Origin of the sequence: Streptomyces sp. NPDC001027 (assembly GCF_040299045.1) — a bacterium.
Lineage (GTDB): Bacteria > Actinomycetota > Actinomycetes > Streptomycetales > Streptomycetaceae > Streptomyces.
Genome location: NZ_JBEPBI010000028.1, coordinates 1 through 25079, shown reverse-complemented (window position 1 = coordinate 25079; position 25079 = coordinate 1). Strand labels below are relative to the sequence as shown.

The following is a 25079-nucleotide window of genomic DNA, read 5'->3' as shown; positions in this document are numbered from 1 at the left end:
AGAGAGCAGAAGAAGTCACCCATGCATCAGCCGACTCCGCCCTCCACCGCCGACGGCCGCTCCCGCCTCGACAGCCCCCGCACGGCGTCCGCCCCCGCGACCCCCACGCCACCCACTTCGCCGGTCCCACCGGTCCCACCGGTCCCACCGGTTCCGGCAGTTCCACCGGTTCCGCTGCTTCCGCCGGTTCCGCCGATCCAGGCACCCTTGCCTGTCGCGCAGACGTCTTCAGCCGTCCGTACCCCGCCGCCCTCGCCGCTCGGGATGTCGGGCGCAGGGCCGGGCCCGGCCGCCGGTCAGGGCGTTCGCGGCACCCCCCGCTTCTCGTCGGCGGGCGCGGCGCGCCTTGCGTCCACGCCGCCGGGCAGAGGCAGCGTGCCGCTGTCCGCGCCGCGCACGACCGGACTGCCGCCCGCCCACACGGCGATGATCTGCGTCGCCCTGCCCGGTCTCGCCGTCTCGTCCGACCAGGGACAGCTCACGGGCCGCGGACTGGACGGGGTCTACCGGGCGGGGCGACGGATTCTGTCCCGGTGCCTGCTGCGGGTGGCGGGCCGCGAACCGCTCGTCGTCCAGGCCCGGATGACATCCGCCGACTGCGCCCGCTTCGTCGCCGCTCTGCGCGTCACGCCGCACGGCGGCCCGGACCCCGACGTGATCGTCGAGCGGACCCGCTCGGCGGACGGCGTCGAGCAGATCACCCTGCGCAGTGCCGCCGCACGGCCGCTGCGCCTGCCGGTGGAGGTGGCTCTCGGCGCCGACCTGGCCGACCTGGGCGCGATCGCGGCCGGCGCCGCCGGTCCCGAACTGCCCGCCAGCGTCCATGACTCCGGCCTGCGTTGGTCCGGTGTCAACGGAACCTCGTACGTCACCGCCCAGCCTCCGCCCGCCGACGCCATCGCCGCCGCGGGTCTGCTGCGCTGGGAGTTCGACATCCCTCCCGGCGGCAGCGTCCGCGTGGAGCTGAGGGTGCGTCTGGAGGGTGCGGGACCGGTCCGGACCGCGGGCCGTGCGGCGACCAGCCCCCTGGCTCCGGCGAGCGCCGACGGCGACGATCCCCGCGTCCGGGCCCTCCTGGCGACGAGCGTCAGGGATCTGCGGGCGCTCCTGGTGCGCGACCCCGCGCACCCCGCGGACACGCATCTGGCCGCCGGAGCGCCCTGGCGCTGCGGCCTCGCCCCGGCCGACGCCCTGGCCGCCGCCCGTATGACGCTGCCGCTCGGGACGCGCCTCGCCGCGGGGACGCTGCGCATCCTGGCCCGCACCCAGATCACCGGGCCGGGCCCCCGCTCCGGCATGATCCCCGGTCCCCGGCGGGACGCCGGCCCGCACCTCCCGCCGGGCTGCACGGGCACCGAGGCCACGTTGCTCTTTCCGGCCCTCCTCGCCGAGGCCCGTCGCTGGGGACTGCCCGATCGCGCGACGGAGGAGCTCCTGCCCGCGGCCGAGCGCTGCCTGACCTGGCTGCGTGGAGCGGTCGGAGACCAGCCCTACCTGAGCGACCCCCAGCCCGACGGCCCCGTGCGCTGTGAGACGCAGGCCCACGCTCACCGCGCGGCCCTGCTCGGGGCCGACCTGCTCGACGCCTGCGCGAGACCGGGCGGCGGCGCCCTGCGGGATTGGGCGCGGACCTCGAGGGCCGTGTTCCGCCGGGACTTCTGGATCGACGACCCCGGCGGCGGCCGGCCCGCCGCGGCGCGTACTCCGGACGGGCGGACGCTGCCCCACCTCTGCGCGACGGCGGCCCACCTCCTCGACACCGGGCTGCTGGGCGGCGGCGCCCACGCTCCGGGGCTGCTGGACAAGGTGCAGACCGAGCAGCTCGCCCGGCTGCTCGGCGGACCCGTCATGGATTCCGGCTGGGGGCTTCGCGGCCTCGGCGCCAAGGAAGCCGGATACAACCCGTTCGGGCACCGCAGCGGCGCCGTGCGCATCCATGAGACGGCGATCGCGGTCGCGGGCATGGCGGCCGCGGGCTACGAGAAGGAGAGCACCGCGCTGCTTCGGGGCGTTCTGGCCGCGTCCGAGGCCTTCGGCCACCGTCTCCCGGAGATGTACGCCGGGGAGCAGCGCGGGGACGGAGGCTCGCCGCTTCCCCATCCGGCCGCATGCCGGCCCGCCGCGACCGCCGCAGCGGCAGGCGTCCTGCTGCTGACCTCCCTCGTCGGCGTCCGGCCCGACGCCCCGGCCGGGACCGTCGCCCTGCGCCCGCTGCCCAGCGCGCCCCTGGGCGAGGTCGGTCTCACGGGGTTGCGGGTCGCGGACGCCCCCTTCTCCGTACGGGTCAGTCGGCTCGGACTCGCCATGGTGGAGGAAGCTGCCGAAGGCCTTCAACTGGGTGTGTGACCTCTGGGTTCCGTTCCCTCCCGCAGCGACGGTCGGCACCGGTGCGGCCGATGAAGGGCGTGTTTATCGTCAGGAAGACGACTATGATCGCCGCATGTCCTACGACCCGTCAGCCTTTCCGCCCTTCGCCGTCACCGTGGACCTGGTCGTGCTGACCGTGCGCCGCCATGCCCTGTGCGCGCTGGCGGTACGCCGGGGCGAGGAGCCGTTCCAGGGATGGTGGGCGCTGCCCGGCGGTTTCGTACGGGCCGACGAGGACCTCACCCAGGCGGCGGCGCGCGAGCTGGCGGAGGAGACCGGGCTGCACGCCCACGACCCCTCGGCCCCGGCCCAGGACAACGGCGCCCACCTGGAACAACTGGCCACATACGGCGATCCCGAGCGCGATCCCCGCATGCGCGTGGTGAGCGTCGCGCATCTGGCGCTCGCCCCCGACCTGCCGGCTCCGCGAGCGGGCGGCGACGCCAGCAACGCGCGCTGGGCGCCCGTCGAGGAACTGCTCCAGCAGGGCGGGCACGGCCGGGACGGCGAACCGGTCGCACCGCTGGCCTTCGACCACGCCCGGATCCTCGCCGACGGAGTGGAACGCGCCCGCTCGAAGATCGAGTACTCCTCCCTCGCGACCGCGTTCTGCCCCACGGAGTTCACGGTCGGCGAACTGCGGCGCGTCTACGAGGCGGTGTGGGGAGTGGCGCTCGACCCGCGCAACTTCCACCGCAAGGTGACGGGCACGCCCGGCTTCCTCGTCCCCACCGGCGGCACTACCACCCGGCAGGGCGGCCGCCCCGCGCAACTGTTCAGGGCCGGCGGCGCGACGCTGCTCAACCCGCCGATGCTGCGCCCGGAGGTCTGAGGAGGGCGCCAGGACCACTGATGCGCGACTGACCGTGCGGTACACGGAAAAAAGGGATATAGCGCGCTATCTTCCTGAAGGTGATCCAGGCCTACGGACTGACCAGCGATTCCCGTAAGGCGCTTCCGCCCGCTGTCGACGACGTCTCCTTCGAGGCGCACGCGGGCCGCGTCACCGTGCTGCTCGGCGCGCCGGGCGCCGGCAAGACCACCGTGCTGAGACTCCTTCTCGGCCTTCAACAGGGCCGGGGTCTCGCCTGCTTCAGAGGCCGCCCCCTCCATCGCGTCGCCCACCCGTCACGCGAGGTCGGAGTCCTCCTCGGCGATGTGCCCGGACACCCGGCCCGCACGGTCCGCGGCCACCTGCGCATGCTGTGCGCGGCGGCCGGCGTCTCGGTCCGGCGAGCCGACGAAGTGCTCGAGGTGGTCGGCCTGGTCGGTCTGCGCGACGAACGCCTCGGCGGCCTCTCCCGCGGCATGGACCGCCGGCTCGGCCTGGCCTGCGCGCTTCTCGCCGACCCGCACACCCTCGTCCTCGACGAACCGGCCGACGGACTGTCCGGACGAGAGAGCCGTTGGCTGCACGGCATGCTGCGCGCGCACGCTCGCCAGGGGGGCACAGTGCTCACGACCACAGCCGACCCGAAGGAGGCCGCCCGCGTCGCCGACCGGGTCCTCGCCCTGGAGGGGGGCAGGCTCGTCGCCGATCAGGAGGCCGCCGAATTCGCCCGCACCCGGTTGCGCCCGAGGGTGGCCGTCCGCACCCCCCATGCCCTCCGCCTCGCCGCGCAGCTCACCAGGGAGGCCCGGGCCGCCCAACGCTCCGTCGAGGTCGTGCAGGAGGGCGGGAACCGGCTCTCCGTGTACGGCAGCAGCTGCGCCGACGTCGGCGAGACGGCGTTCCGGCACGGCATCCTCGTCCACCAACTCGCCGACGAGACAGGCGACATGGGGCCGGGGGCGGACGGCAGGGTCGTGGTGAGCAGGACCGTGGAGAACAGGACCGTGGAGAGCGGGGCCGCACAGAACACGGTCCCCGGCGGCGAGGCTGTGCGGAACCCGGTTGCCGTAACGGCCGTCGACGTGACCGCGGAGGGCGCGGCCGGGGACACGGGCGAGCCGCCGACGCGATCCGCGTCCGCGACGGAAGGAGCCCCGTCGGCAGGGAGTCCCCCCGCGGTCGCGTCGCCGGAACACTCCACCCCGAGCGGCCCCACTCCGAGTGCCCCGACTCTGAGTGACCCCGCTCCGAGTGGCTCCTCGCCGGCCGGCCCCACCCTGAGCGGCCCCGAGCTGTCTCACCCCGCTCTGAGCAGCCCACACCCGGCGGACCGCGCCGTGGAGACGGATGGCCCCTGTCCCGAGCCCGACGCCGAGCCCGCGGCCGTGCCGCCCTCCCCTCGCCGTACCGCTGACCGTCCTGCCGACGACCTCCCCGCTCTGCCGCCGCCGCTCTGCGTGCGCTCTGCGCCCAGCCCCCTGCGCCCGCTGCGCTACGAGGTCCGCCGCGCCACCGGGATCAGCACCGGCTTCCTCACCGGCGCGGCTGTACTGCTCGTCTCCGCCGTCACCGCCGTGGTACTGGGCGGAATGGGCCACACCGCCCAGGCGCGGCTGCTGACCGCCTGGCCGGTACAGCTTCCGCTGCCGCCCGCGGCCCTCGGCGCGGGGCTGCTCGGCGCGCTGGCCTTCGGGGACGAGTTCCGCCACCCCGCGCTGGCGGCGGACCGCGGCACCGTGCCGCGAAGGCTCGGAGTGCTCACCGCCAAGCTGCTCGTCGCCGCCGTCACCGCCGTGACGCTGGCCTTCCTCACGGTGGGCTGCGACGCCGAAGTGCTCTACCTCGTCTACGGACAGGAGCTCGCCAGAGTTCCCGCGGACTGGATGTCGCTCGGCGTGAGTTGGCTCGGGCTCGTGGTCGGCTGCGCCTGGGCCGGGGTGCTGGCGGCCGGCGTCTTCCGGTCCACCACGGCCGGGCTGGCGGCGGTGCTCGCGGTGCCCGTCGTCGTCGTGCCCGCGGTGCAGAAGGCCTTGGAGAGCGCGTCTGTGCGGACGGCGGCCGGATTCTCGATGCGGTTGCGCGAGACGCTCCTGGTGCAGTGGCCCTTCGGAGGGGGGCGATACGTGGACGCCGCGGCGCGCGTGCTGGGCCAACCGGTCGGCGGGGCAATGGCGTTGTCCCTGGCCGCGCTGCTGTGCGCGTATCTGCTCACGACCCTGCGCGGCAGGGTCCGATGACGACCGTCCGGACCCAACCGATCCCGCCGTGTGCGCAACTCCCCGCAGAAAGCCCATTTCTTTCCGATAAGGCGTCAATTGCGACGGGGTGAGCGATCACCCTTTCGTGTGCTTTTCACCAAAGACCTCAAGGGAGTTGGAAACAGCGCCGACAAAGGATCCGTGAGTACCCTTGCGCACACCATGATGACCGCCGCCCGCTCCGCCGACTCAGGTCTGGCAGGCCCGGGCGAACTCGACCGCTATCCCTACGCCGAGGCCCCCGTCGCCGACCGCGTCGGAGGCTCCGTCTGGGAGGCCGCGGAGCCCGAGCTCGGCCGCGTGGGCCGCCGCTCCACGGGGAACCGCGGGCGTGGGCTGCACGGCCAGCTCGTCCAGCAGCTGGGTCAGATGATCGTCTCGGGTGACCTGGGCGCCGACCGCCCCCTGGTGCCGGAGGAGATCGGCCAGCGGTTCGAGGTGTCCCGTACCGTCGTCCGCGAGTCGCTGCGCGTCCTCGAGGCCAAGGGCCTGGTCAGCGCCCGCCCGAACGTCGGCACGCGCGTGCGTCCCGTGAGCGACTGGAATCTCCTCGACCCGGACATCATCGAGTGGCGTGCCTACGGCCCCCAGCGCGACGACCAGCGGCGCGAGCTGAGCGAGCTGCGCTGGACGATCGAGCCGCTGGCCGCCCGCCTCGCCGCCGGACACGGACGGGAGGACGTCCAGCAGAGGCTGTCCGACATGGTCGAGATCATGGCCCATGCGATGACGCAGGGCGACGTGCTCACCTACTCCCGGGCGGACACCGAGTTCCATTCCCTGCTCATCCAGGTCGCGGGCAACCGCATGCTGGAGCACCTTTCCGGGATCGTCTCGTCCGCGCTGCAGGTCTCCGGCGGTCCCGTCACCGGCTGTGAGCGGCCCAACGACGCCTCGCTGGCGCACCACGGCAGGATCGTCGACGCCCTGGCCGCGGGCGACGGCACGGCGGCCGAGGTGGCCATGCGCCAGCTGCTCACCGTGCACCCCGAGGTGGAGCGCGTCGTGCCGGCGCCGCGCGAGCACTGACCCGCAGTCCTCGGGCGCGACGCGCCGCGATGCCCTCCCCCTCCTGCGCCGTCCTCGGCCCGGTATGCCCGCACCTCCGTCGGACCCCGCAGAAGCCCGTTTTCGGGAACTGCGGGGTCCGATGGTCTGCGTGGCGGGATTTGGCGGCAGAGGTGTGGGTAGACACCACGCGTGACCTCATCTGCCCGTGTCTGACCGTTTTTGAATGCTTACGGGGTGTGACTCGGGCCACGAAGATTGGGCGTAACGCTTGTGGAAACAACGCGATGACCTAAGAGGTGACAGCCGCAGAGGGAATACGGACGCCGTTCAAGGCGCTGTGCATCCTCCCGGCCCCCGCCCGCACCGTCGGCCCGTTCCCAGGCCGGTGGTCGGCTCCAGTCCGTCGTGGACGGGGCCGGAAGCCGTTTTCCAACGTTCCGAGAGGTTGTTCGTGTCGGCCAGCACATCCCGTACGCTCCCGCCGGAGATCGCCGAGTCCGTCTCTGTCATGGCGCTCATTGAGCGGGGAAAGGCTGAGGGGCAGATCGCCGGCGACGATGTGCGTCGGGCCTTCGAAGCTGACCAGATTCCGGCCACTCAGTGGAAGAACGTACTGCGCAGCCTCAACCAGATCCTCGAGGAAGAGGGTGTGACGCTGATGGTCAGTGCCGCGGAGCCCAAGCGCACCCGAAAGAGCGTCGCAGCGAAGAGTCCGGCCAAGCGCACCGCCACCAAGACGGTCGCGGCGAAGACGGTGACCACGCGGAAGACCACCGCTGACACCGCCCCGGCCACTCCCGCCGCCCCCGCTGTGGACGACCCCGCAGAAGAAGAAGCCGCCCCCGCCAAGAAGGCGGCTGCCAAGAAGACCACGGCTGCCAAGAAGACCGTCGCGAAGAAGACCGTCGCGGCCAAGAAGACGGTGGCCAAGAAGACCGCCGGCAAGAAGGACGACGGCGAGCCGGTCGAGGAAGAGGCCCTGGAGGACGCCCCCAAGGCGGGCGACGAGCCCGAGGGCGCCGAGAGCGCCGGCTTCGTCCTCTCCGACGACGACGAGGACGACGCGCCGGCCCAGCAGGTGGCCGCCGCCGGCGCCACCGCCGACCCGGTCAAGGACTACCTCAAGCAGATCGGCAAGGTCCCGCTGCTCAACGCCGAGCAGGAGGTCGAGCTCGCCAAGCGCATCGAGGCCGGTCTGTTCGCCGAGGACAAGCTGGCCAACGCCGACAAGCTGGCGCCGAAGCTCAAGCGCGAGCTGGAGATCATCGCGGAGGACGGCCGCCGCGCCAAGAACCACCTCCTGGAGGCCAACCTCCGTCTGGTGGTGTCCCTGGCCAAGCGGTACACCGGCCGCGGCATGCTCTTCCTGGACCTGATCCAGGAGGGCAACCTCGGTCTCATCCGCGCGGTGGAGAAGTTCGACTACACCAAGGGCTACAAGTTCTCCACGTACGCCACCTGGTGGATCCGTCAGGCGATCACCCGCGCGATGGCCGACCAGGCCCGCACCATCCGCATCCCGGTGCACATGGTCGAGGTCATCAACAAGCTCGCGCGCGTGCAGCGTCAGATGCTTCAGGACCTGGGCCGCGAGCCCACTCCGGAGGAGCTGGCCAAGGAACTCGACATGACCCCCGAGAAGGTCATCGAGGTCCAGAAGTACGGCCGTGAGCCCATCTCGCTGCACACCCCGCTGGGCGAGGACGGCGACAGCGAGTTCGGCGACCTCATCGAGGACTCCGAGGCCGTCGTGCCGGCCGACGCGGTCAGCTTCACGCTTCTGCAGGAGCAGCTGCACTCGGTCCTCGACACCCTGTCCGAGCGCGAGGCGGGCGTCGTCTCGATGCGCTTCGGTCTCACCGACGGTCAGCCGAAGACCCTCGACGAGATCGGCAAGGTGTACGGCGTCACGCGTGAGCGGATCCGTCAGATCGAGTCCAAGACCATGTCGAAGCTGCGTCACCCCTCGCGTTCGCAGGTGCTGCGCGACTACCTCGACTAGGTCGCTTCCGTACACGCCGAAGGCCCGGTGTCCCGTCAGGGAGCCGGGCCTTCGGCGTGTACGCGCGGGTGCGCCCGGGCACGGGTTGGATCACTGTGGGTGTTCACCGAGCACTTCAGAGTGAGGAGTCCTCATGCGACGTCCCCTGGTCCGGGCCCTGTCCCGGCCGTTGATCCTGGCGGCCGTGGCCATGGTCATACCGTTGGCCTCCGCCGCCCCCGCCGCCTCCGACGGCGTCGTCCTCGGGGGCTACCCGGTGGACGTCTCGCAGAGCCCGTGGACGGTCGCGCTGTCCAGTCGTGCCCGGTTCGGAGGTATGCGCTCCGGGCAGTTCTGCGGTGGCGTGGCGGTCGGACCGACGACCGTCCTCACGGCGGCGCACTGCATGGGCGAGGAGGCCTTGGGAGGGCCGCCCGAGCGGGTGTCGGACCTGAGGGTCGTCGCCGGCCGCACGGACCTCTACTCGGACGCGGGGCAGGAGGTCTCCGTGCGCAGCGTCTGGGTGAACCCCCGTTACGACAGCTCCAGCAACGCCGGGGACTTCGCCGTGCTCACCCTGGCGGAGCCCCTGCCGGCGGAAGCGGCCATCCGCATGGCCCCCGCCGGTGACGCTGCGTACCAGCCCGGCGGGGAGGCCCTGGTCTACGGCTGGGGAGACACCACGGGGTTCGGCGCGTACGCGCACACGCTCCGGGCGGCCCCGGTGCACGTGCTGGCCGACTCGCTCTGCGAGCGGGCGTATCCGGGTTCGTCGGAAGGCTCGTACCGCGCGCAGAGCATGGTGTGCGCCGGAGAGTCGCGCGGGGGCCGGGACGCCTGCCAGGGAGACAGCGGAGGGCCGCTGGTCGCGCAGGGTCGGCTCATCGGGCTGGTGTCCTGGGGCAGCGGCTGTGGACGGCCCGGCAGCCCTGGCGTCTACACGCGGGTCTCCGACGCTCTGCGGACGCTGGGCTGGGACGTCGCCGCCCGAGGTGCGCTGAAGGCCCCTGGCGGTCGCTGAGCGGGGCCCCTGCCCAGACCGGGGGCGCGGGCAGAAAAAGCGGGCGGCCGCCCCTGTTGTCAGGGACGGCCGCCCGTTCGCCGGCCTGTGCCGACTGTGGCTCGTCGTGGACGCGTCGGATCAGCGCTCTTCTTCCAGGGCGGACGCCGGAACGGTAGTCAGTCGCTCCGTCTCGTCCTGTATCTCAGCGGCGATCTTCTTGAGTTCCGGCTCGAACTTGCGGCCGTGGTGGGCGCAGAAGAGCAGTTCTCCGCCGCTGAGCAGCACGACGCGTACGTACGCCTGGGCGCCGCAGCGGTCGCAGCGGTCAGCGGCCGTCAGCGGGCTCGCGGGGGTCAGAACAGTAGTCACGTCGCCTCTTCTCTAGCTCGACGAGCTGTCGTACCAGGGTCAACATCCAACCAGCCCCAAAACGTTCCCGCTCGTGGCTTGTCCTCGAAAAAATCTTTCCGAGGCGGCCGTCTGCTGCCGGTTTGGCGGCGAATGTGCCGTATTGCGTGGTCTGTAATGCTTACGGTTTCGCACTGTCGGTCGTGGTTCGATCCTCCCGGCTGGCTTGCCGGTTTGTTCATGAGGACGTGCCCGGAGCCTAAATGGTTCATGCCCCGAAGGGAACGTGATATGTACTTCACTCCAACGAGGGATCGAACACGCATGCGACGCTGGACTAGTCTGAGTTTGGGACGAGGGTGGCGTGACAACGGCTCTACCAGGCCTCGGTACCCTCTTGGCGGCTACCCGAGCCGCGCCCTTACCCATAAGGGCCCCAAGTGAAATTCAGCGAGGAGCGAACCGCGTGACCGCCGAAACGTCCGTGCCGTCCACAGCGCTGCTGGCAGGAGCAGACCGGGACGGCTCCAACTACACCGCGCGGCACCTGCTCGTCCTCGAGGGCCTCGAGGCCGTGCGGAAGCGCCCGGGCATGTACATCGGCTCGACCGACAGTCGCGGTCTGATGCACTGCCTGTGGGAGATCATCGACAACTCCGTCGACGAGGCCCTGGGCGGATACTGCGACCACATCGAGGTGATCCTCCACGACGACGCCTCGGTCGAGGTCCGTGACAACGGCCGGGGCATCCCCGTCGACGTCGAGCCCAAGACCGGCCTGTCCGGCGTCGAGGTCGTCATGACCAAGCTGCACGCCGGCGGCAAGTTCGGCGGCGGTTCCTACGCCGCCTCCGGCGGTCTGCACGGCGTCGGCGCCTCGGTCGTCAACGCCCTGTCCGCCCGACTCGACGTCGAGGTGGACCGAGGGGGCAACACGCACGCGATCAGCTTCCGGCGCGGAGTCCCCGGAGCCTTCGCCGCCGCCGGTCCCGACGCCAAGTTCGAGCCGGGCGGCCTGCGCAAGGTCAAGCGGGTCGCCAAGAACCGCACCGGCACGCGCGTGCGGTACTGGGCCGACCGTCAGATCTTCCTCAAGGACGCCAGGCTCTCCCTGGAGCACCTGCACGGCCGTGCCCGCCAGACCGCGTTCCTGGTGCCCGGCCTGACGATCGTCGTCCGCGACGAGTTCGGTCTCGGCGACGGCGGCAGCAAGGGCGAGGAGTCCTTCCGCTTCGACGGCGGCATCAGCGAGTTCTGCGAGTACCTGGCCACAGACAAGCCGGTCTGCGACGTCCTCCGCTTCACCGGACAGGGCTCCTTCAAGGAGACGGTCCCGGTCCTGGACGAGCACGGGCAGATGACGCCGACCGAGGTCACCCGTGAGCTCGGCGTCGACGTGGCGCTGCGCTGGGGCACGGGCTATGACACGACCCTCAGGTCGTTCGTCAACATCATCGCCACCCCCAAGGGCGGCACGCACGTGGCAGGCTTCGAGCAGGCCGTCGCCAAGACGATGAACGAAGTCCTGCGCGCCAAGAAGCTGCTGCGCGTCGCCGAGGACGACATCGTCAAGGACGACGCCCTGGAGGGCCTGACCGCTGTCGTCACGGTTCGCCTGGCCGAACCCCAGTTCGAGGGGCAGACGAAGGAGGTCCTCGGCACCTCGGCCGCCCGGCGCATCGTGAACACCGTGATCTCCAGGGAGCTGAAGGCGTTCCTGACGTCCACGAAGCGCGATGCCGCGGCGCAGGCCCGGGTCGTGATGGAGAAGGCGGTCGCCGCCGCGCGGACGCGCATCGCGGCCCGGCAGCACAAGGACGCGCAGCGCCGCAAGACGGCCCTGGAGTCCTCGTCGCTGCCCGCGAAGCTGGCCGACTGCCGCAGTGACGACGTCGAGCGCAGCGAGCTGTTCATCGTCGAGGGGGATTCGGCGCTCGGCACCGCCAAGCTCGCCCGGAACTCCGAGTTCCAGGCGCTGCTGCCGATCCGGGGCAAGATCCTCAACGTCCAGAAGTCGTCCGTGACCGACATGCTCAAGAACGCCGAGTGCGGCGCGATCATCCAGGTCATAGGAGCCGGTTCCGGGCGGACGTTCGACATCGACGCGGCCCGTTACGGCAAGATCATCATGATGACGGACGCCGATGTGGACGGCTCCCACATCCGCACCCTGCTCCTCACGCTGTTCCACCGCTACATGCGGCCCATGGTCGAGGCCGGCCGGGTGTTCGCCGCGGTTCCGCCGCTGCACCGCATCGAGCTCGTCCAGCCCAGGAAGGGCCAGGACAGGTACGTGTACACGTACTCGGACCGTGAGCTGCGCGACAAGCTGATGGAGTTCCAGACCAAGGGCGTCCGGTACAAGGACTCCATCCAGCGCTACAAGGGCCTCGGCGAGATGGACGCCGACCAGCTGGCCGAGACCACGATGGACCCGCGGCACCGCACGCTGCGCCGCATCAACCTCTCCGACCTGGAGTCGGCGGAGCAGGTGTTCGACCTGCTGATGGGCAACGACGTGGCCCCGCGCAAGGAGTTCATCTCCAGCTCGGCGGCGACGTTGGACCGGTCGCGCATCGACGCGTGACCTCTTGCGTGGGCCGGGCCCATCAGGTCCGGCCCCGCTCGGGTCCGTCAGCTCCGGTTCTCGCGGAGCGCCTCCAAGGCGGGCAGGAACGGGCGGGCGCGGACGGGCAGGTGGGGACGAGCGGGCGGGGCCGGACGCGGCTCGGGCCGGCCGCTGATCGCTTCGGCCGCTGATCGGTCCGAGCGATGCCGGTCCGAGTGGTGCGGGTCCCAACCGGTCCACTCGGTCCGAGCAGCTGCATCGCAGGGCTGGCCTGGGCTTCTCCACCCGCGGGTGGAGAAGCAGGGCCTGGCAGGATCCACCCATGATCCACCCTGGCTCCGATCTGCGGGCCGGTGTTCTTCCGTAGCGTCGAAGTCGTCGGCAGCGCTGGCTGCCGACCTCCCCTTCCCGCTCTCGGAGGCTGTGATGTCAGGGCTTCTCGACGCGCTGGTGATCGCGGCAGTGGTCGCCCTCGTGATCGTCCGGCAGTTCCGGGCCTACCGCATGGACGCGGACCGGCGATGGTGGCTGCTGCCCGTCATCCTGGCGGTCACGGCGCTGCGCGAGCCCGACCTGCTCGACGCTCGCCACCCCACCACGTCCGGCCTGCTCCTCGGCGCCGAGCTGATCGTCGGCCTGGCGACGGGGGCGGCCTGGGCCCGGACCACCCGCGTGTGGGTCGAGGCCGACGGCTCGGTGTGGAGCAAAAGCACCAGAGCGAGCGCTGCCGTGTGGTTCGCCGGCGTCGCACTGCGACTCGGCCTCTTCGGACTCGGCGTGCTGTGGGGCGTCCACCAGCACAACTCGGCCCTGATACTGGGACTCGCGGCCACCCTGCTGGTGCGCTCCGGGCTCCTGGCCCTGCGGGTGCAGGCGCTTCGAGGGCCCGCCCCCGCGCAGGTCCCCGCGTACGGTGACCACGTGCCCCGGTCCGCGTGGAAGGAGCGCGTGTGACGGAGAACGTCTGGACCCGCTGGCCCTCGCGAGAGGCGCTGAGCCCCAAGGAGATCACCCGGCCCAGGCGGCTGCTGGCCTGGGGAGTGCGGCTGCTGGTGCTCGTCGCGCTGGTGTGGGGCGCCCTCCACGACAGCCGCGCCCACGGGTGGGCCGGGGTGGCCGGGACGGGCGGGCTGCTCGTGGCCTGCGGGCTCGCGTGGGCCCTGTTCCGGACCACGATCGAGCACCGGCTGTGGCCCTCCCTCGCCCTTCACCTCGCGCTGCTGCTCCTGGCGGTCGGGGCCGAGGCCGCCGGATTCCGCTCCCCGGCCGTGGTCCTGTGCTGTGGCGGCGCCGTCACGGCCCTGGAGCGACTGCCCCTGGCCGCCGCTCTGCCCGTGGCCTCGGCCGGTTTCGCCGCCTTCGCCCTGGTGGACGACGACCGGGGGATGGTCTCGGCCTCCGTCATCGGGGGCATGGCCCTCGCCGGATACGCGCTGCGGCTCGACGCCGAGGCCAGAGGCGCCGCGCAGCGACTGCTCGCCCAGGAGCGGGCGGCCCGGGCGGCCGAGGCCGAGTCCGCCGCGCTCGCGGAGCGGGCCCGCATCGCCCGGGAGATCCACGACGTACTGGCCCACAGTCTCTCCGCGCAGCTGGTGCACCTGGAGGCGGCCCGGCTGCTGATCGAGCGGGGCGCGGACCGGGAACAGATCCTCGAACGCGTGGTGGCGGCACGCGGCATGGCCCGCGACGGTCTCGAGGAGACCCGGCAGTCGCTCTCCGCGCTGCGCGGTGAGGTGACGCCGCTGGAGGACTTCCTCACCGGCCTCGTCGGCGCGTCCGAAGGCGCCCAGGTCACGGTCGCCGGCGAACGCGTACCGCTGCCGGTCGAGGCCTCGCAGGCCGTGCGCAGGGTCGCCCAGGAAGCGCTGACGAACGTGCGCAAGCACGCGCCGGGCGCGAAGGTGAGCGTGCGGCTCGAGTACCGTCCGCGCGAAGTCACCCTGGACGTGCGGGACTCGGGCGGCTCGCCGGGTGAACTCGCCCAGGCCGGGGGCGGGTACGGTCTGCTGGGCATGCGTGAGCGCGCCGAGCTGCTGGGCGGCTCGCTCGCCGCAGGGCCGGACGAGGAAGGGTTCGTGGTGACGCTGAGGGTGCCCGTATGACCGTGGAGCCGGAGAAGCCCGCCAGGGTGGTGGTCGCGGACGATCAGACCGTCGTCAGAGAAGGCATCGTGATGCTGCTCGGGCTGCTGCCGGGAGTCGAGGTGGTGGGGGCCGCGGGAGACGGCGAGGAGGCGGTGCGGCTCGTCGCCGAACTCGCTCCCGACGTGGTGCTGATGGACCTGCGCATGCCCCGCTGCGACGGCGTGGAGGCGACTCGGCGCATCACGGCGAAGTACCCCGGCACCCAGGTCGTGGTGCTCACCACGTACGCGGACGACGAGTCACTGTTCCCGGCGCTCAGTGCCGGAGCCAGGGGATACCTCACGAAGGACGCCGGCGGGGACGAGATCGTGCGGGCCGTGCACAGCGTGCTGTCCGGGGACGCCGGTCTGTCGCCGAGTGTCCAGCGCAGGCTGCTGGAGCGGCTGTCAGCGCCCGAACCCGAGCCGGCGCGGCCCGCCGCCGTGCCCGACGGGCTCACCGCACGGGAGGCGGAGGTCCTGGTGCTGATCGCCGAAGGCCTCAGCAACTCGGAGATCGCCCGCCGGCTGAGCGTGTCCATCGCCACGGTGAAGACGCACATCAAAACATGTTCTCCAAGACGGGACTCAAGGACCGTGCTCAGGCGGTCAGTTACGCGTACCGCAAGGGGCTGGTGCGGCCGCCCGCAGCGGGATCGGCCTGATGGTCACCTGATGGAGTGAAGTGTGCGGGGAAGAAGAGTCAGGGATCTTCCCGTTCTGTCCATCCTTGGGCATGCAGTCAAGCAACGGTTGCGTCCGCACCGGCGGGGACGATCCCGAGACCGGCGGCACCACGCCGCATGCGCGCGAGCCCCACCGAAGCCAGGAGCAGGCGTACCCGGGAGCCACGGGAGAGCTGCACTACGACGATCCGTGGTACGAGGCGCTGGCCTCGGGCTGGGGCGAGTCGGCCGCGGCGAGCGCGCCCCCGACCGGGATTCCGGCGGCGCGCGCGACCGGCGCCGCGGCGACGGCCGAGATCTACCTCCAGGTGCAGCGCAGTCCGGCCTTCCGGGAGGTGCGCCGTCGGTATCGACGGTTCGTGGCGCCCGCCGTCGTCGGATTCTTCATCTGGTATGTGGCGTACGTCGTGACGGCCACGACCGCGCCCGCACTCATGGCGCGGCCGGTGGTGGGCGCGGTGAACGTGGCGCTGCTCGCCGGGCTCGGGCAGTTCCTCAGCACGTTCCTGCTCACCTGGGCCTACGCCCGGCACGCACGGCTGCGCCGCGACCGCGCGGCGCTCGAACTGCGCTGGGACACCCAGGAACTGACCCGCGGAGCCCGCGGCGGTGCGTTGTGACCGGCGATCATCAGACGCTCGCGCTGGTGCTGTTCAGCGCCTTCGTCGCGGTGACCCTGGGGATCACCACATGGGTGAGCCGCAACCGGCGTGGCTCGGCGGAGGAGTTCTACGCCGGGGGCCGGCTGTTCTCACCGATGGAAAATGGTTTTGCCATCGCCGGCGACTACATGTCGGCCGCCTCCTTCCTCGGCATCTCCGGATTGATCGCGCTCTTCGGGTACGACGGCCTGCTGTACTCGGTGGGCTTCCTGGTCGCCTGGCTGGTGGTGCTGTTCCTGGTGGCCGAACTGGTCCGCAACTGCGGGCGATTCACCCTGGCCGACGTCGTCGCCGCGCGGATGAGGGAGCGGCCGGTGCGGATCGCGGCGGGAACCTCGTCGGTCACCGTGTCCGTTCTCTATCTGGTGGCGCAGATGGTCGGCGCGGGCAGCCTGGTCGCACTGCTCCTCGGGGACACGGGGGAGGCGGCCCGGTCCTGGGCCGTCATCGGGGTGGGCGCGCTGATGGTCGTCTACGTGTCGCTCGGAGGGATGCGGGCCACGACATGGATCCAGATCGTCAAGGCGGTGCTGCTGCTGGGCGGCACCGTCACGCTCACCGTCCTCGTCCTCGTGCGCTTCCACGGAGACTTCGACCAACTGCTGCGCACGGCCGCCGAGCGCAGCGGGCACGGCGACGCGTTCCTGGCGCCCGGGCTGAAGTACGGCGGGGACTGGACCGCGCGCTTCGACTTCATGAGCCTCGGTCTGGCGCTGGTGCTGGGCACGGCCGGGCTGCCGCACATCCTGTCGCGTTTCTACACCGTGCCGACCGCGCAGGCCGCCCGGCGGTCCGTCGTCTGGTCGATCGGGCTCATCGGCGGCTTCTATCTGATGACGATCGTGCTGGGCTTCGGCGCGGCGGCGATCGTCGGCCCGGACGCGGTCCGCGGCTCGAACGCGTCCGGGAACACGGCGGTGCCCCTTCTGGCCCTCGATCTGGGCGGCGGCCCCCACTCCACGGGCGGCACCGTCCTGTTCGCGGTGGTGGCGGCCGTCGCCTTCGCCACGATCCTCGCGGTCGTCGCCGGGATCACGCTGGCCTCCTCGGCGTCCGTGGCGCACGACCTCTACGCCTCCCTGCGCCGCCGGCGCTCCCGGCCCCGCAGCGAGGTGGCGGTGGCCCGCGTCGCCGCCGTGGGAGTCGGAGCGGTCGCGATCGCCCTCGGTCTGCTGGCCCGTGATCTCAACGTCGCCTTTCTGGTCGGACTCGCGTTCGCCGTCGCGGCCTCCGCGAACCTGCCGGTCCTGCTGTACTCGCTGTTCTGGCGGAGTTTCACCACTCGGGGCGCCGTGTGGTCGGTGTACGGCGGGCTGATTCCCGCCCTGGCGCTCGTGGTGTTGTCGCCGGTGGTGTCGGGCAGTGCGGGGTCGCTCTTCCCGGCCGTGGACTTCCAGTACTTCCCGCTGGAGAACCCCGGCCTGGTCTCGATTCCGCTGGGCTTCCTGGCGGGCTGGCTGGGCACGGTCACCTCGGCCGAGGTCGCGGACGAGGCCAAGCACGCGGAGGCCGAGGTGCGGTCCCTGACCGGGGCAGGCGCAGCGTAGTGCCGTGCCGTGACCGGAAGGCGCACCGGCTGGCCCCGCCCGGAACATCGGGCGCCGCTGCTTTCCTGACACGCCTCCCCGGCACGCCGTTCCGGTCAGGCGCCGGCGACGGGATGCGGGCAGCCGGAGCGCGGAAGCCGGGCCCCGCGTGGCCCTGCCGCAGCGGAAGGGCCTGCGTGGCTGCCTACGGAGCCACCCACGCGTACCGGTGTTCAGGGCGGCCGGTGTCGCCGTACTTGAGCGACAGGTGCAGCCGCCCGGCCTGCTCGAGGTGGCGCAGATAGCGCTGGGCGGTGGAGCGGCTCAGGCCGGTCTTCTCGGCGACCTCGTGCGCCGAGAGCGGGTGGTCGGCGCGGTGCAGAACCGCGCAGATCAGGTCCGTGGTCGGTTCCGAGTGCCCGCTGGGCAGGCCGGGGGACGAGGGCGCCGGCGTGGTGCGCAGGGCGCTGAAGATCCGGTCCACCTGGTCCTGACCTGCGACGCCGTGGCCGCCGACCCGGTCGACCGTGCGGCGCAGGGCGGCGTAGGAATCGAGCCGGGTGCGCAGCGCCGCGAAGGTGAACGGCTTCACCAGGTAGTGCAGGGCGCCCAGCCGCATCGCGGTCTGCACCGTCCTGACGTCCCCGGCCGCTGTGATCATGATGACGTCCGTGCCATGGCCCTGTTCCCTCATCCGGTGGACGAGTTCCAGTCCGGTGCCGTCGGGCAGATAGTGGTCGAGCAGGACCAGGTCGATGCCTCCGCGCTGCACCGAGGCGAGCGCCTGGGCGGCACTGTGCGCGCGGGCGGCGACCCGGAAGCCGGGAACCTTCCCCACGTATTTGGCGTTGATCTCGGCGACACGGAAGTCGTCGTCCACCACCAGGACGTCAATCATCGGGCCTCTCTCCGTCAAGGCCAGGCGGGCGATGTGCCCGTGTTTCGGCTTCGTTGTTCTAGCGCGAGCTAAACGAGCACAACAGGCCCTTGCAAGCAAAAGAAGCGCATGCGCCCAGAAGGCTGCTCCAGCCCCGCCGCTCGCCTCTACCGTCCCCGGCCATGAGCGCAGACACCAGCCCCGCCATCGAGCTGCGGGGTGCGAGCAAGGTCTTCAGGACCCCCTCGGGGGCCCCGCACACCGCGGTGCGGGACCTCGACCTCACCGTCGCACGCGGCGAGTTCGTGGCCGTCGTCGGGCCGACAGGCTGCGGCAAGTCAACCACATTGACCCTGGTCAGCGGGCTGGAAGAGCCCACCCAGGGCGAGGTGCTGGTCACCGGCCAGGCCGTGCGCGGCGTCGGCGACAAGGTCGGCTTCGTCTTCCAGCAGGACGCGACCTTCCCGTGGCGCACGGTCCTGTCCAACGTCATGGCCGGGCCGCGATTTCGCGGCGTGCCCAAGGCGGAGGCGAAACGCAGGGCCCGTGAGTGGCTGGACCGGGTCGGACTCGCCGCCTTCGAGGACCGGTACCCGCACCAGCTCTCCGGGGGCCAGCGCAAACGCGTCGCCCTCGCCGCGACCTTCGTCAACGACCCCGAGATCCTGCTCATGGACGAGCCGTTCTCGGCGCTCGACGTGCAGACCAGGGCCCTGATGTCGGACGAGCTCCTCGAACTGTGGGAGGGCACCGGCGCGTCCGTCGTGTTCGTCACCCACGACCTGGAGGAGTCGATCGCGCTGGCCGACAGGGTCGTCGTGATGACCGCTGGCCCCGCCACCGTGAAGCAGGTCTTCGACATCGACCTGCCGCGGCCGCGCAAGGTCGAGTCGGTGCGCCTGGAGCCGCGGTTCATCGAGATCTACCGCGAGATCTGGGAGTCCCTCGGCGAAGAGGTCCGCATCACCCGCGAAAGAGGAACCGCACATGTCGCCTGACGTTCTCAGCACGCCCGTCGTCGACACGGCCAAGGCGCCGGACCGTGCCCACTCCCGCGCGCGTGCCGCACGCAGGCGCAAGGTCGTCGTGATGGCCTCGAGAGCACTGCTCCTGGTGGCCGTGCTCGGTCTGTGGGAGGCGCTCTCCCGGGCCGAGATCATCGATCCGTTCAACTTCTCGATGCCCACGAAGATCTGGGACCAGATCTACACCTGGGTGACGCACGGAACCGCTCTCGGTTCGCTGGGGGAGCAGATCTGGTACACGCTCCACGAGGCGCTGCTGGGCTGGGTCATCGGTGTGGCCGCGGGTGTGGTGTGCGGTATCGCGCTCGGGCGGATCGCCTTTCTCGCAGACGTCCTCGGTCCGTACATCAAGGTGCTCAACTCCATACCGAGGATCGTGCTGGCGCCGATCTTCGTGATCTGGTTCGGCCTCGGCCCGGCGTCCAAGGTCGCCTCGGCCGTCGTCCTGGTGTTCTTCCCGGTCTTCTTCAACGCCTTCCAGGGCGCTCGCGAGGTCGACCGCAACCTCGTCGCCAACGCCCGCATCCTCGGCGCGAGCGACCACAGGGTGACGCTCCAGGTGGTCATCCCGTCGGCCACCTCCTGGATCTTCACCAGCCTTCACGTCAGCTTCGGCTTCGCCCTCATCGGCGCCATCGTCGGCGAGTACATCGGCGCGACCAAGGGCATCGGCCTGCTCGTCGCGCAGTCGCAGGGCACGTTCAACGCGGCCGGCGTGTACGCCGCCATGGTCATCCTGGCCGTCGTCGCCCTGGTCGCCGAGGGACTGCTGACCTTCGCCGAGAACCGCATCTTCCGCTGGAAGCCAGCCGGCTCCGACAGCTGACCATCGTTGAACGATCCTCCAAGACTTTCGTCCCATCGCCGCACCCTCGGCATCGCCTTCTCACAAGGACGTGAACCCGCCATGCGCACTACCGTCAGATACACGGCCCTGGCCGCCGCCGGCCTGCTCGCCCTCACCTCGCTCACCGCCTGTGCCAACGACGCGGCGAGCACCGCGTCGACCGGCTCCGGCAGCAAGGGGGACGGCAAGGGGACGAAGGTCAAGATCATGGTCGGCGGCCTGGACAAGGTCATCTACCTGCCGGCCATGCTCACCCAGCGGCTGGGCTACTTCGACGCCGAAGGGCTCGACGTCGAGCTGCTGAGCGAGCCGGCCGGCGTGCAGGCCGAGACCGCGCTCGTCTCGGGCCAGGTCCAGGGCGCCGTCGGCTTCTACGACCACACCCTCGACCTCCAGGTGAAGGGGAAGGAGGTGGAGTCCGTCGTGCAGTTCTCGCACGCACCGGGCGAGGTGGAGATCGTCTCCACCAAGGCGCAGGGCGACATCGACTCGCCCGAGGACTTCAAGGGCAAGAAGCTCGGCGTCACGGGCCTCGGCTCCTCCACCGACTTCCTGACCAAGTACCTGGCGGTCAAGAACGGCGTGAAGGTCAGCGACTTCACCCCCGTCGCCGTCGGCGCGGGTCCGACCTTCATCGCCGCGCTCCAGCAGGGCTCCATCGACGCCGGGATGACCACCGACCCGACCGTGGCGACCGTCCTCGACAAGAAGGCCGGCAAGATCCTCCTCGACATGCGCACCCCGAAGGGCTCCGAGGAGGCGCTCGGCGGTCCGTACCCCTCGTCGAGCCTGTACATGCAGACGGACTGGGTGAACGGTCACAAGGACACCGTCCAGAAGTTGGCCAACGCGCTCGTCAAGACGCTCAAGTGGATGTCCACCCACAGCGCGTCCGAGATCGCCGAGAAGATGCCGGCCGACTACTCGCAGGGCAACAAGATGCTCTACTCGGTGGCCATCAAGAACACGCTGCCCATGTTCACCGTGGACGGCGTGATGCCCGAGAACGGGCCCGAGACCGTCGAGAAGGTCCTCAAGGCCTTCAACCCGGCCGTCAAGAACGCCGACGTGGACCTGGACAAGACCTACACGACCGAGTTCGTCGCCAAGGCGAAGGGCTGACCGCCGAGCAGCCGACGGCCTCGTCCGAGGCCCCGCCGTCAGGCGCGGGTCGCCCACACGTAACGGTGTTCCGGGCGGCCCGCGTCGCCGTACTTCAGGGTCAGCCGGGCCCTCCCCGTGCGCTCCAGGAGCTTCAGATAGCGCTGGGCGGTCTGCCGGCTCACCCCGGTGCGGTCGGCGATCTCCTGGGCCGACAGGGGCCCTTCGGCGTTCACCAGGGACTGCCGCACCAGTTCGGCCGTGGTGGGGGAGTGGCCCTTGGGCAGACCGGGCTCCGAGGGAGCCGACAGCGCGCCGAAGATGCGGTCGACGTCGGCCTGCTCGGCCTCGCCGCCGCCGTCGAGCGTGCGGCGCAGATCGGCGTACGCCTCCAGCTTGCCGCGCAGACCGGCGAAGGCGAACGGCTTCACCAGGTACTGCAGCGCGCCCTGGCGCATCGCGGCCTGCACGGTCGAGACGTCCCGCGCGGCGGTCACCATGATCACGTCCGTCTGGTGGCCGCGCCGGCGCATCTCCTGCACCACCTCCAGGCCCGTGTCGTCCGGCAGATAGTGATCCAGCAGGACGAGGTCCAGGCGCGGCAGCAGCTCCAGCTGGCGCAGCGCGTCGGCGGCGCTGTGGGCCTCGCCGGCGACGTGGAAGCCCGGGACCTTCTCGACGTAGGCGGCGTTGACGCGGGCCACCCTGGCGTCGTCGTCCACGACCAGAACCTCGATCATCGTGACTCCTCCTCGACGGCGCCGAGCGCCGCTGCGGCCGGCACGGGTTCCGGATCCGGCCTGGTCAGCGCGTCCGGCTCGGTCAGCGTCTCCGGATCGGTCAGTGCTTCCGGCAGGACGACGGTGAACTCGGCGCCCCCGCCCGCCGCCTCGCCGACGGTGGCGCTGCCGCCCTGCCGTTCGGCGAGCCTGCGCACCAGCGAGAGCCCGATGCCGCGCTTGCCGTGCGCCGGCGGCTTCTTGGTCGACCAGCCCTCGGTGAAGATCGACTCACGGTGTGCCTCCGGGATGCCGGGCCCGGTGTCGCGGACCCGCAGGACCGCGGTACGACCCTGGGTCCGCAGTTCGACCTCCACGCGCGCGTGCGGGGTGCCCGCCACGGCGTCGAGCGCGTTGTCCACGAGATTGCCGACGACGGTGACCAGTCCGCGCGGATCGATCAGCCGGTCGGGCAGCCGGGTCCGGTCGGAGACCCACAGGGCGACGCCCCGCTCCGCCGCGACGGTCGCCTTGCCGACCAGCAGAGCGGCGAGCAGAGGGTCCCCGATCTTCTCCGTCACCTGCTCCGCGGTGGCCCGGTGGTCGCCGACCACCTCCCCCACGAAGTCGACGGCGTCGTCGAACATCTCCAGCTCCAGCAGCCCGAGCAGGGTGTGCATGCGGTTGGCGTGCTCGTGGTCCTGGGCGCGCAGCGCGTCGATGAGACCGCGCGTCGAGTCGAGTTCGCGGCCCAGCTGTTCCAGCTCGGTGCGGTCGCGCAGGGTCGCCACGGCGCCGCCGTCGTCGGTGGGCATCCGGTTCACCACCAGGACGCGCTGTCCGCGTACGGCGATCAGGTCCGTGCCGGTCACCCGGCCGGCCAGGACGTCGGCCGTACGACCCGCGCCGAGGGCCTCGTCGGGCGGCGAGCCCACCGCCTCGTCCCCGATGCCGAGGAGACGCTGGGCCTCGTCGTTGAGCAGCCGGACGCGGCCCGCGCGGTCCAGGGCCACGACGCCCTCGCGGATGCCGTGCAGCATCGCCTCGCGCTCGGAGAGCAGCGCGGAGATGTCCGAGAAGGCCAGGTCGCGGGTCTGCCGGTGGAGCCGCCGGGAGATGAGCCACGCGGCCAGCGCGCCGACGGCGAGGGCCCCTCCGGCGTAGGCGAACAGCCCGGGGATGGCGTGGATGAGCCGGGCGCGCACGCTGTCGTACTCGATGCCGACCGAGACCGCGCCGATGATGTCGCCGTCGGCGTCGCGCAGCGGGACCTTGCCGCGGGCCGAGCGGCCCAGGGTGCCGCTGTCGATCTCCATGACGTCCTTGCCCGCCAGCGCCTGACTCGGGTCCGTCGAGACATGGCCGCCGACCTGATCGAGGTCGGTGTGCGACCAGCGCGTGCCGTGGAGGTCCATCACCACGACGTACTCGGCCCCGCTGGCCTTGCGGATCCGTTCGGCCTCGCGCTGCACCGGGCCGTCGACCGACGGCGGCGTGCTCTGCAGATCCTCGGCGATCTGGGGCACCGCCGCCGTCGTCTGCGCGATGGCGAGGGCCCGGCGCATCGCCTGGTCGTCCAGCTGATTGCTGAGCGGAGCGAGGAACAGTCCGGTCGCGAGCACCACGACGCCCGCGGCGATCGCCAGCTGCATGAGCAGGACCTGCGAGAACATGCGCCGCGGCATTCCGAGGCGCAGCCGCCGCGCGGGGGGAGTGGGGCTCATACCCAAGACGGTACGTGGGCCGACCCCGGCAGCCGAAGGGGCGGGTGAGGTGGATCTCTCCACCGGCTCAGGAGGACACGGCCCGCGCGCGTGCGTGCGCGGGCGGCCCGACCCGTCCCGTGGGGCACGTCATCGTGCCGAGGCCGCGCCCGCGAGTTCGTGCACCGCCACCACGTCCATCCGCGCGGGCGCGCCGAGGACCGACGTGCCGCAGCTCTCCGGCCTCGGCGGCAGCGAGGCGCCCTGGTCCACGACGACCAGCCAGTGCCGGCCGTCGGTGTGCGCGACCGTCACCTCCCAGCGGGGTGCGCCGCCGGTCGTGTGCACGACGCTCAGCACCCCGGCGGCGTCCTCGCCGGTCTCCGCGCGCACCGCCAGCTCCGCGGCCTGGCCGGGCCGGTCCCAGGCCGAGCTCCCCCGGCAGCCCTCCACGACGATCCGGTCTTCCCGGACGCCGCGCAGGACCTCCTTGACCGTGTGCGCCGCGGCCCGGCCGTACGCGTAACCGTGCGGCAGGACGAGCAGGGTGGGGGAGAAGCGATGACCCCCCAGATGGGTGACCTCCCAGGCTCCTCGCACCCCCGAGGCGGCGAGCTCCGCGGCCAGCGGACGGCCGAGCAGCGCACAGCAGCGGTCCCGCTTGCCGTTGGTGCAGACGAGGGCGAGCGGGTCGCCTGTGTGGGACGCACCGCCCAGCACGCTGTCGAACGAGTGGTGGTCGCCCCGGCCGAGCGCGGCGAAGTCGAGGTCCAGCAGCCGGCGCGGGTCGTGGGTCGTGGCGCCGCGCAGCCACACCCGTCCGGGAACGGTGTGGGCCGCGTAGACCTGCCGCAGGGCCGGTGCGCCGAAGTCCGCGTGGCGACCGGGCCGCCGGATGAGCGCGACGCGCACGCCCGTGTCCTGCGCGGCGGCCTCCAGGGCGCGCCCCAGAACGGGGTCCAGGTGGCTCGAGACCAGTGCTCGGGCACCCCAGGGGCCGGGCTGTTCCAGGAGCAGCCAGGTGGTTGCCGTGGCCGCGGTTCCGGCGATGGGCTCGTCAAGGTCCCGCGAGACGGTTGCACACGTACTCACAGAGGTGAGCCTAACCTGAGTTGAGGCGACACGACTTCCGGACGAGCGAGACGGGCGGGGCAGACGGGACAGACGGGACGGGCGGGACGGGCGGGACGGGCCAGAGGGGCGGGACAGAGTTCAGCGCGCCGCGCCGCCGTGCGTGCCGCCAGGCGGCGACCCCGGACCGTCGCGGGGGCGGCGTAGAGCCCTTGGGCGAGGGAGGCGGCCGCGACGACGACCGCCGCACGCCCGGGCCGTCGTGGCAGCCAGGGACCGGTGTGCCCGGCCCGGCCTACTGCGGCAGCGGCTGAGGCGGTTCGGGGCCCACGTAGTGGCCGCTCGGGCGCATCCGCAGCGGCCGTTCGCCG

At 71.7% G+C, this 25079-nt stretch carries 19 protein-coding genes and 1 pseudogene; 15 read left to right on the top strand and 5 right to left on the bottom strand.

Features of this window, described 5'->3' with window-relative positions; translation table 11 throughout:
• Positions 1–426: 426 nt before the first annotated feature.
• The 6 genes from ABT300_RS11415 (at position 427) to ABT300_RS11390 (ending at position 9470) form a co-directional block, all read left to right on the top strand.
• Positions 427–2346, top strand: coding sequence for a glycogen debranching N-terminal domain-containing protein (locus ABT300_RS11415; RefSeq protein ID WP_351674114.1), 1920 nt, complete (start codon positions 427–429; stop codon positions 2344–2346).
• A 94-nt stretch (positions 2347–2440) separates the two neighbouring features.
• Positions 2441–3199: an NUDIX hydrolase gene (locus ABT300_RS11410; protein ID WP_351674071.1), complete on the top strand. Its 759-nt coding sequence runs from the start codon at positions 2441–2443 to the stop codon at positions 3197–3199.
• 80 nt (positions 3200–3279) lie between these two features.
• Positions 3280–5436: an ATP-binding cassette domain-containing protein gene (locus ABT300_RS11405; protein WP_351674069.1), complete on the top strand. Its 2157-nt coding sequence runs from the start codon at positions 3280–3282 to the stop codon at positions 5434–5436.
• 162 nt (positions 5437–5598) lie between these two features.
• Positions 5599–6486 carry a FadR/GntR family transcriptional regulator gene (locus ABT300_RS11400; RefSeq protein ID WP_319277647.1) on the top strand — a complete coding sequence of 296 codons (888 nt, stop codon included), beginning with the start codon at positions 5599–5601 and terminating at the stop codon, positions 6484–6486.
• A 433-nt stretch (positions 6487–6919) separates the two neighbouring features.
• Entirely contained in the window at positions 6920–8470 is a 1551-nt protein-coding gene (locus ABT300_RS11395) for an RNA polymerase sigma factor (protein WP_351674067.1), read from the top strand.
• Positions 8471–8603: 133 nt separating this feature from the next.
• Positions 8604–9470, top strand: a complete 867-nt coding sequence (locus tag ABT300_RS11390; RefSeq protein ID WP_351674065.1) for a serine protease — start codon at positions 8604–8606, stop codon at positions 9468–9470.
• 120 nt (positions 9471–9590) lie between these two features.
• Here the strand turns inward: ABT300_RS11390 and ABT300_RS11385 are convergent, their stop codons facing one another.
• Positions 9591–9821 (bottom strand): DUF7455 domain-containing protein, encoded by a 231-nt coding sequence (locus ABT300_RS11385; protein WP_351674063.1) that lies wholly within the window; start codon positions 9819–9821, stop codon positions 9591–9593.
• Between the two features lie 445 nt (positions 9822–10266).
• Here ABT300_RS11385 and ABT300_RS11380 point away from each other — a divergent pair, with 445 nt between their 5' ends.
• From ABT300_RS11380 to ABT300_RS11355, 6 genes and pseudogenes are all read left to right on the top strand, one after another.
• A complete protein-coding gene (locus ABT300_RS11380; protein ID WP_351674061.1) occupies positions 10267–12387 on the top strand; it encodes a DNA gyrase/topoisomerase IV subunit B in 2121 nt (706 codons plus the stop codon).
• Between the two features lie 408 nt (positions 12388–12795).
• The gene (locus ABT300_RS11375) at positions 12796–13323 is read left to right on the top strand and encodes a DUF1453 domain-containing protein (RefSeq protein WP_351674059.1); all 528 of its coding nucleotides are present in this window, start codon (positions 12796–12798) and stop codon (positions 13321–13323) included.
• Positions 13320–14471: a sensor histidine kinase gene (locus tag ABT300_RS11370; protein WP_351674057.1), complete on the top strand. Its 1152-nt coding sequence runs from the start codon at positions 13320–13322 to the stop codon at positions 14469–14471. Before ABT300_RS11375 ends, ABT300_RS11370 begins: the two co-directional genes overlap by 4 nt.
• Positions 14468–15156: pseudogene (locus ABT300_RS11365) on the top strand (response regulator transcription factor). Before ABT300_RS11370 ends, ABT300_RS11365 begins: the two are co-directional and overlap by 4 nt.
• A gap of 71 nt (positions 15157–15227) precedes the next feature.
• Complete coding sequence (locus tag ABT300_RS11360; protein WP_351674056.1) at positions 15228–15797, top strand: DUF485 domain-containing protein; 570 nt, start codon at positions 15228–15230, stop codon at positions 15795–15797.
• Positions 15794–17386: a monocarboxylic acid transporter gene (locus ABT300_RS11355; protein ID WP_351674054.1), complete on the top strand. Its 1593-nt coding sequence runs from the start codon at positions 15794–15796 to the stop codon at positions 17384–17386. Before ABT300_RS11360 ends, ABT300_RS11355 begins: the two co-directional genes overlap by 4 nt.
• 184 nt (positions 17387–17570) lie before the next feature.
• On the opposite strand, the gene ABT300_RS11350 is transcribed toward ABT300_RS11355, so the two are convergent.
• Positions 17571–18263 carry a response regulator gene (locus ABT300_RS11350; RefSeq protein WP_351674052.1) on the bottom strand — a complete coding sequence of 231 codons (693 nt, stop codon included), beginning with the start codon at positions 18261–18263 and terminating at the stop codon, positions 17571–17573.
• 161 nt (positions 18264–18424) lie between these two features.
• Here ABT300_RS11350 and ABT300_RS11345 point away from each other — a divergent pair, with 161 nt between their 5' ends.
• The 3 genes from ABT300_RS11345 (at position 18425) to ABT300_RS11335 (ending at position 21236) form a co-directional block, all read left to right on the top strand.
• Positions 18425–19240 carry an ABC transporter ATP-binding protein gene (locus ABT300_RS11345; protein WP_351674050.1) on the top strand — a complete coding sequence of 272 codons (816 nt, stop codon included), beginning with the start codon at positions 18425–18427 and terminating at the stop codon, positions 19238–19240.
• Positions 19230–20093 (top strand): ABC transporter permease, encoded by an 864-nt coding sequence (locus ABT300_RS11340; RefSeq protein WP_351674048.1) that lies wholly within the window; start codon positions 19230–19232, stop codon positions 20091–20093. Before ABT300_RS11345 ends, ABT300_RS11340 begins: the two co-directional genes overlap by 11 nt.
• Positions 20094–20174: 81 nt before the next feature.
• Positions 20175–21236, top strand: coding sequence for an ABC transporter substrate-binding protein (locus ABT300_RS11335; RefSeq protein WP_351674046.1), 1062 nt, complete (start codon positions 20175–20177; stop codon positions 21234–21236).
• Positions 21237–21274: 38 nt separating this feature from the next.
• Here the strand turns inward: ABT300_RS11335 and ABT300_RS11330 are convergent, their stop codons facing one another.
• From ABT300_RS11330 to ABT300_RS11320, 3 genes are all read right to left on the bottom strand, one after another.
• Positions 21275–21955 (bottom strand): response regulator, encoded by a 681-nt coding sequence (locus ABT300_RS11330; protein ID WP_351674045.1) that lies wholly within the window; start codon positions 21953–21955, stop codon positions 21275–21277.
• Positions 21952–23658 (bottom strand): sensor histidine kinase, encoded by a 1707-nt coding sequence (locus tag ABT300_RS11325; protein ID WP_351674044.1) that lies wholly within the window; start codon positions 23656–23658, stop codon positions 21952–21954. Before ABT300_RS11325 ends, ABT300_RS11330 begins: the two co-directional genes overlap by 4 nt.
• A 129-nt stretch (positions 23659–23787) precedes the next feature.
• Complete coding sequence (locus ABT300_RS11320; protein ID WP_351674043.1) at positions 23788–24729, bottom strand: ferredoxin family protein; 942 nt, start codon at positions 24727–24729, stop codon at positions 23788–23790.
• Positions 24730–25079: the final 350 nt, after the last annotated feature.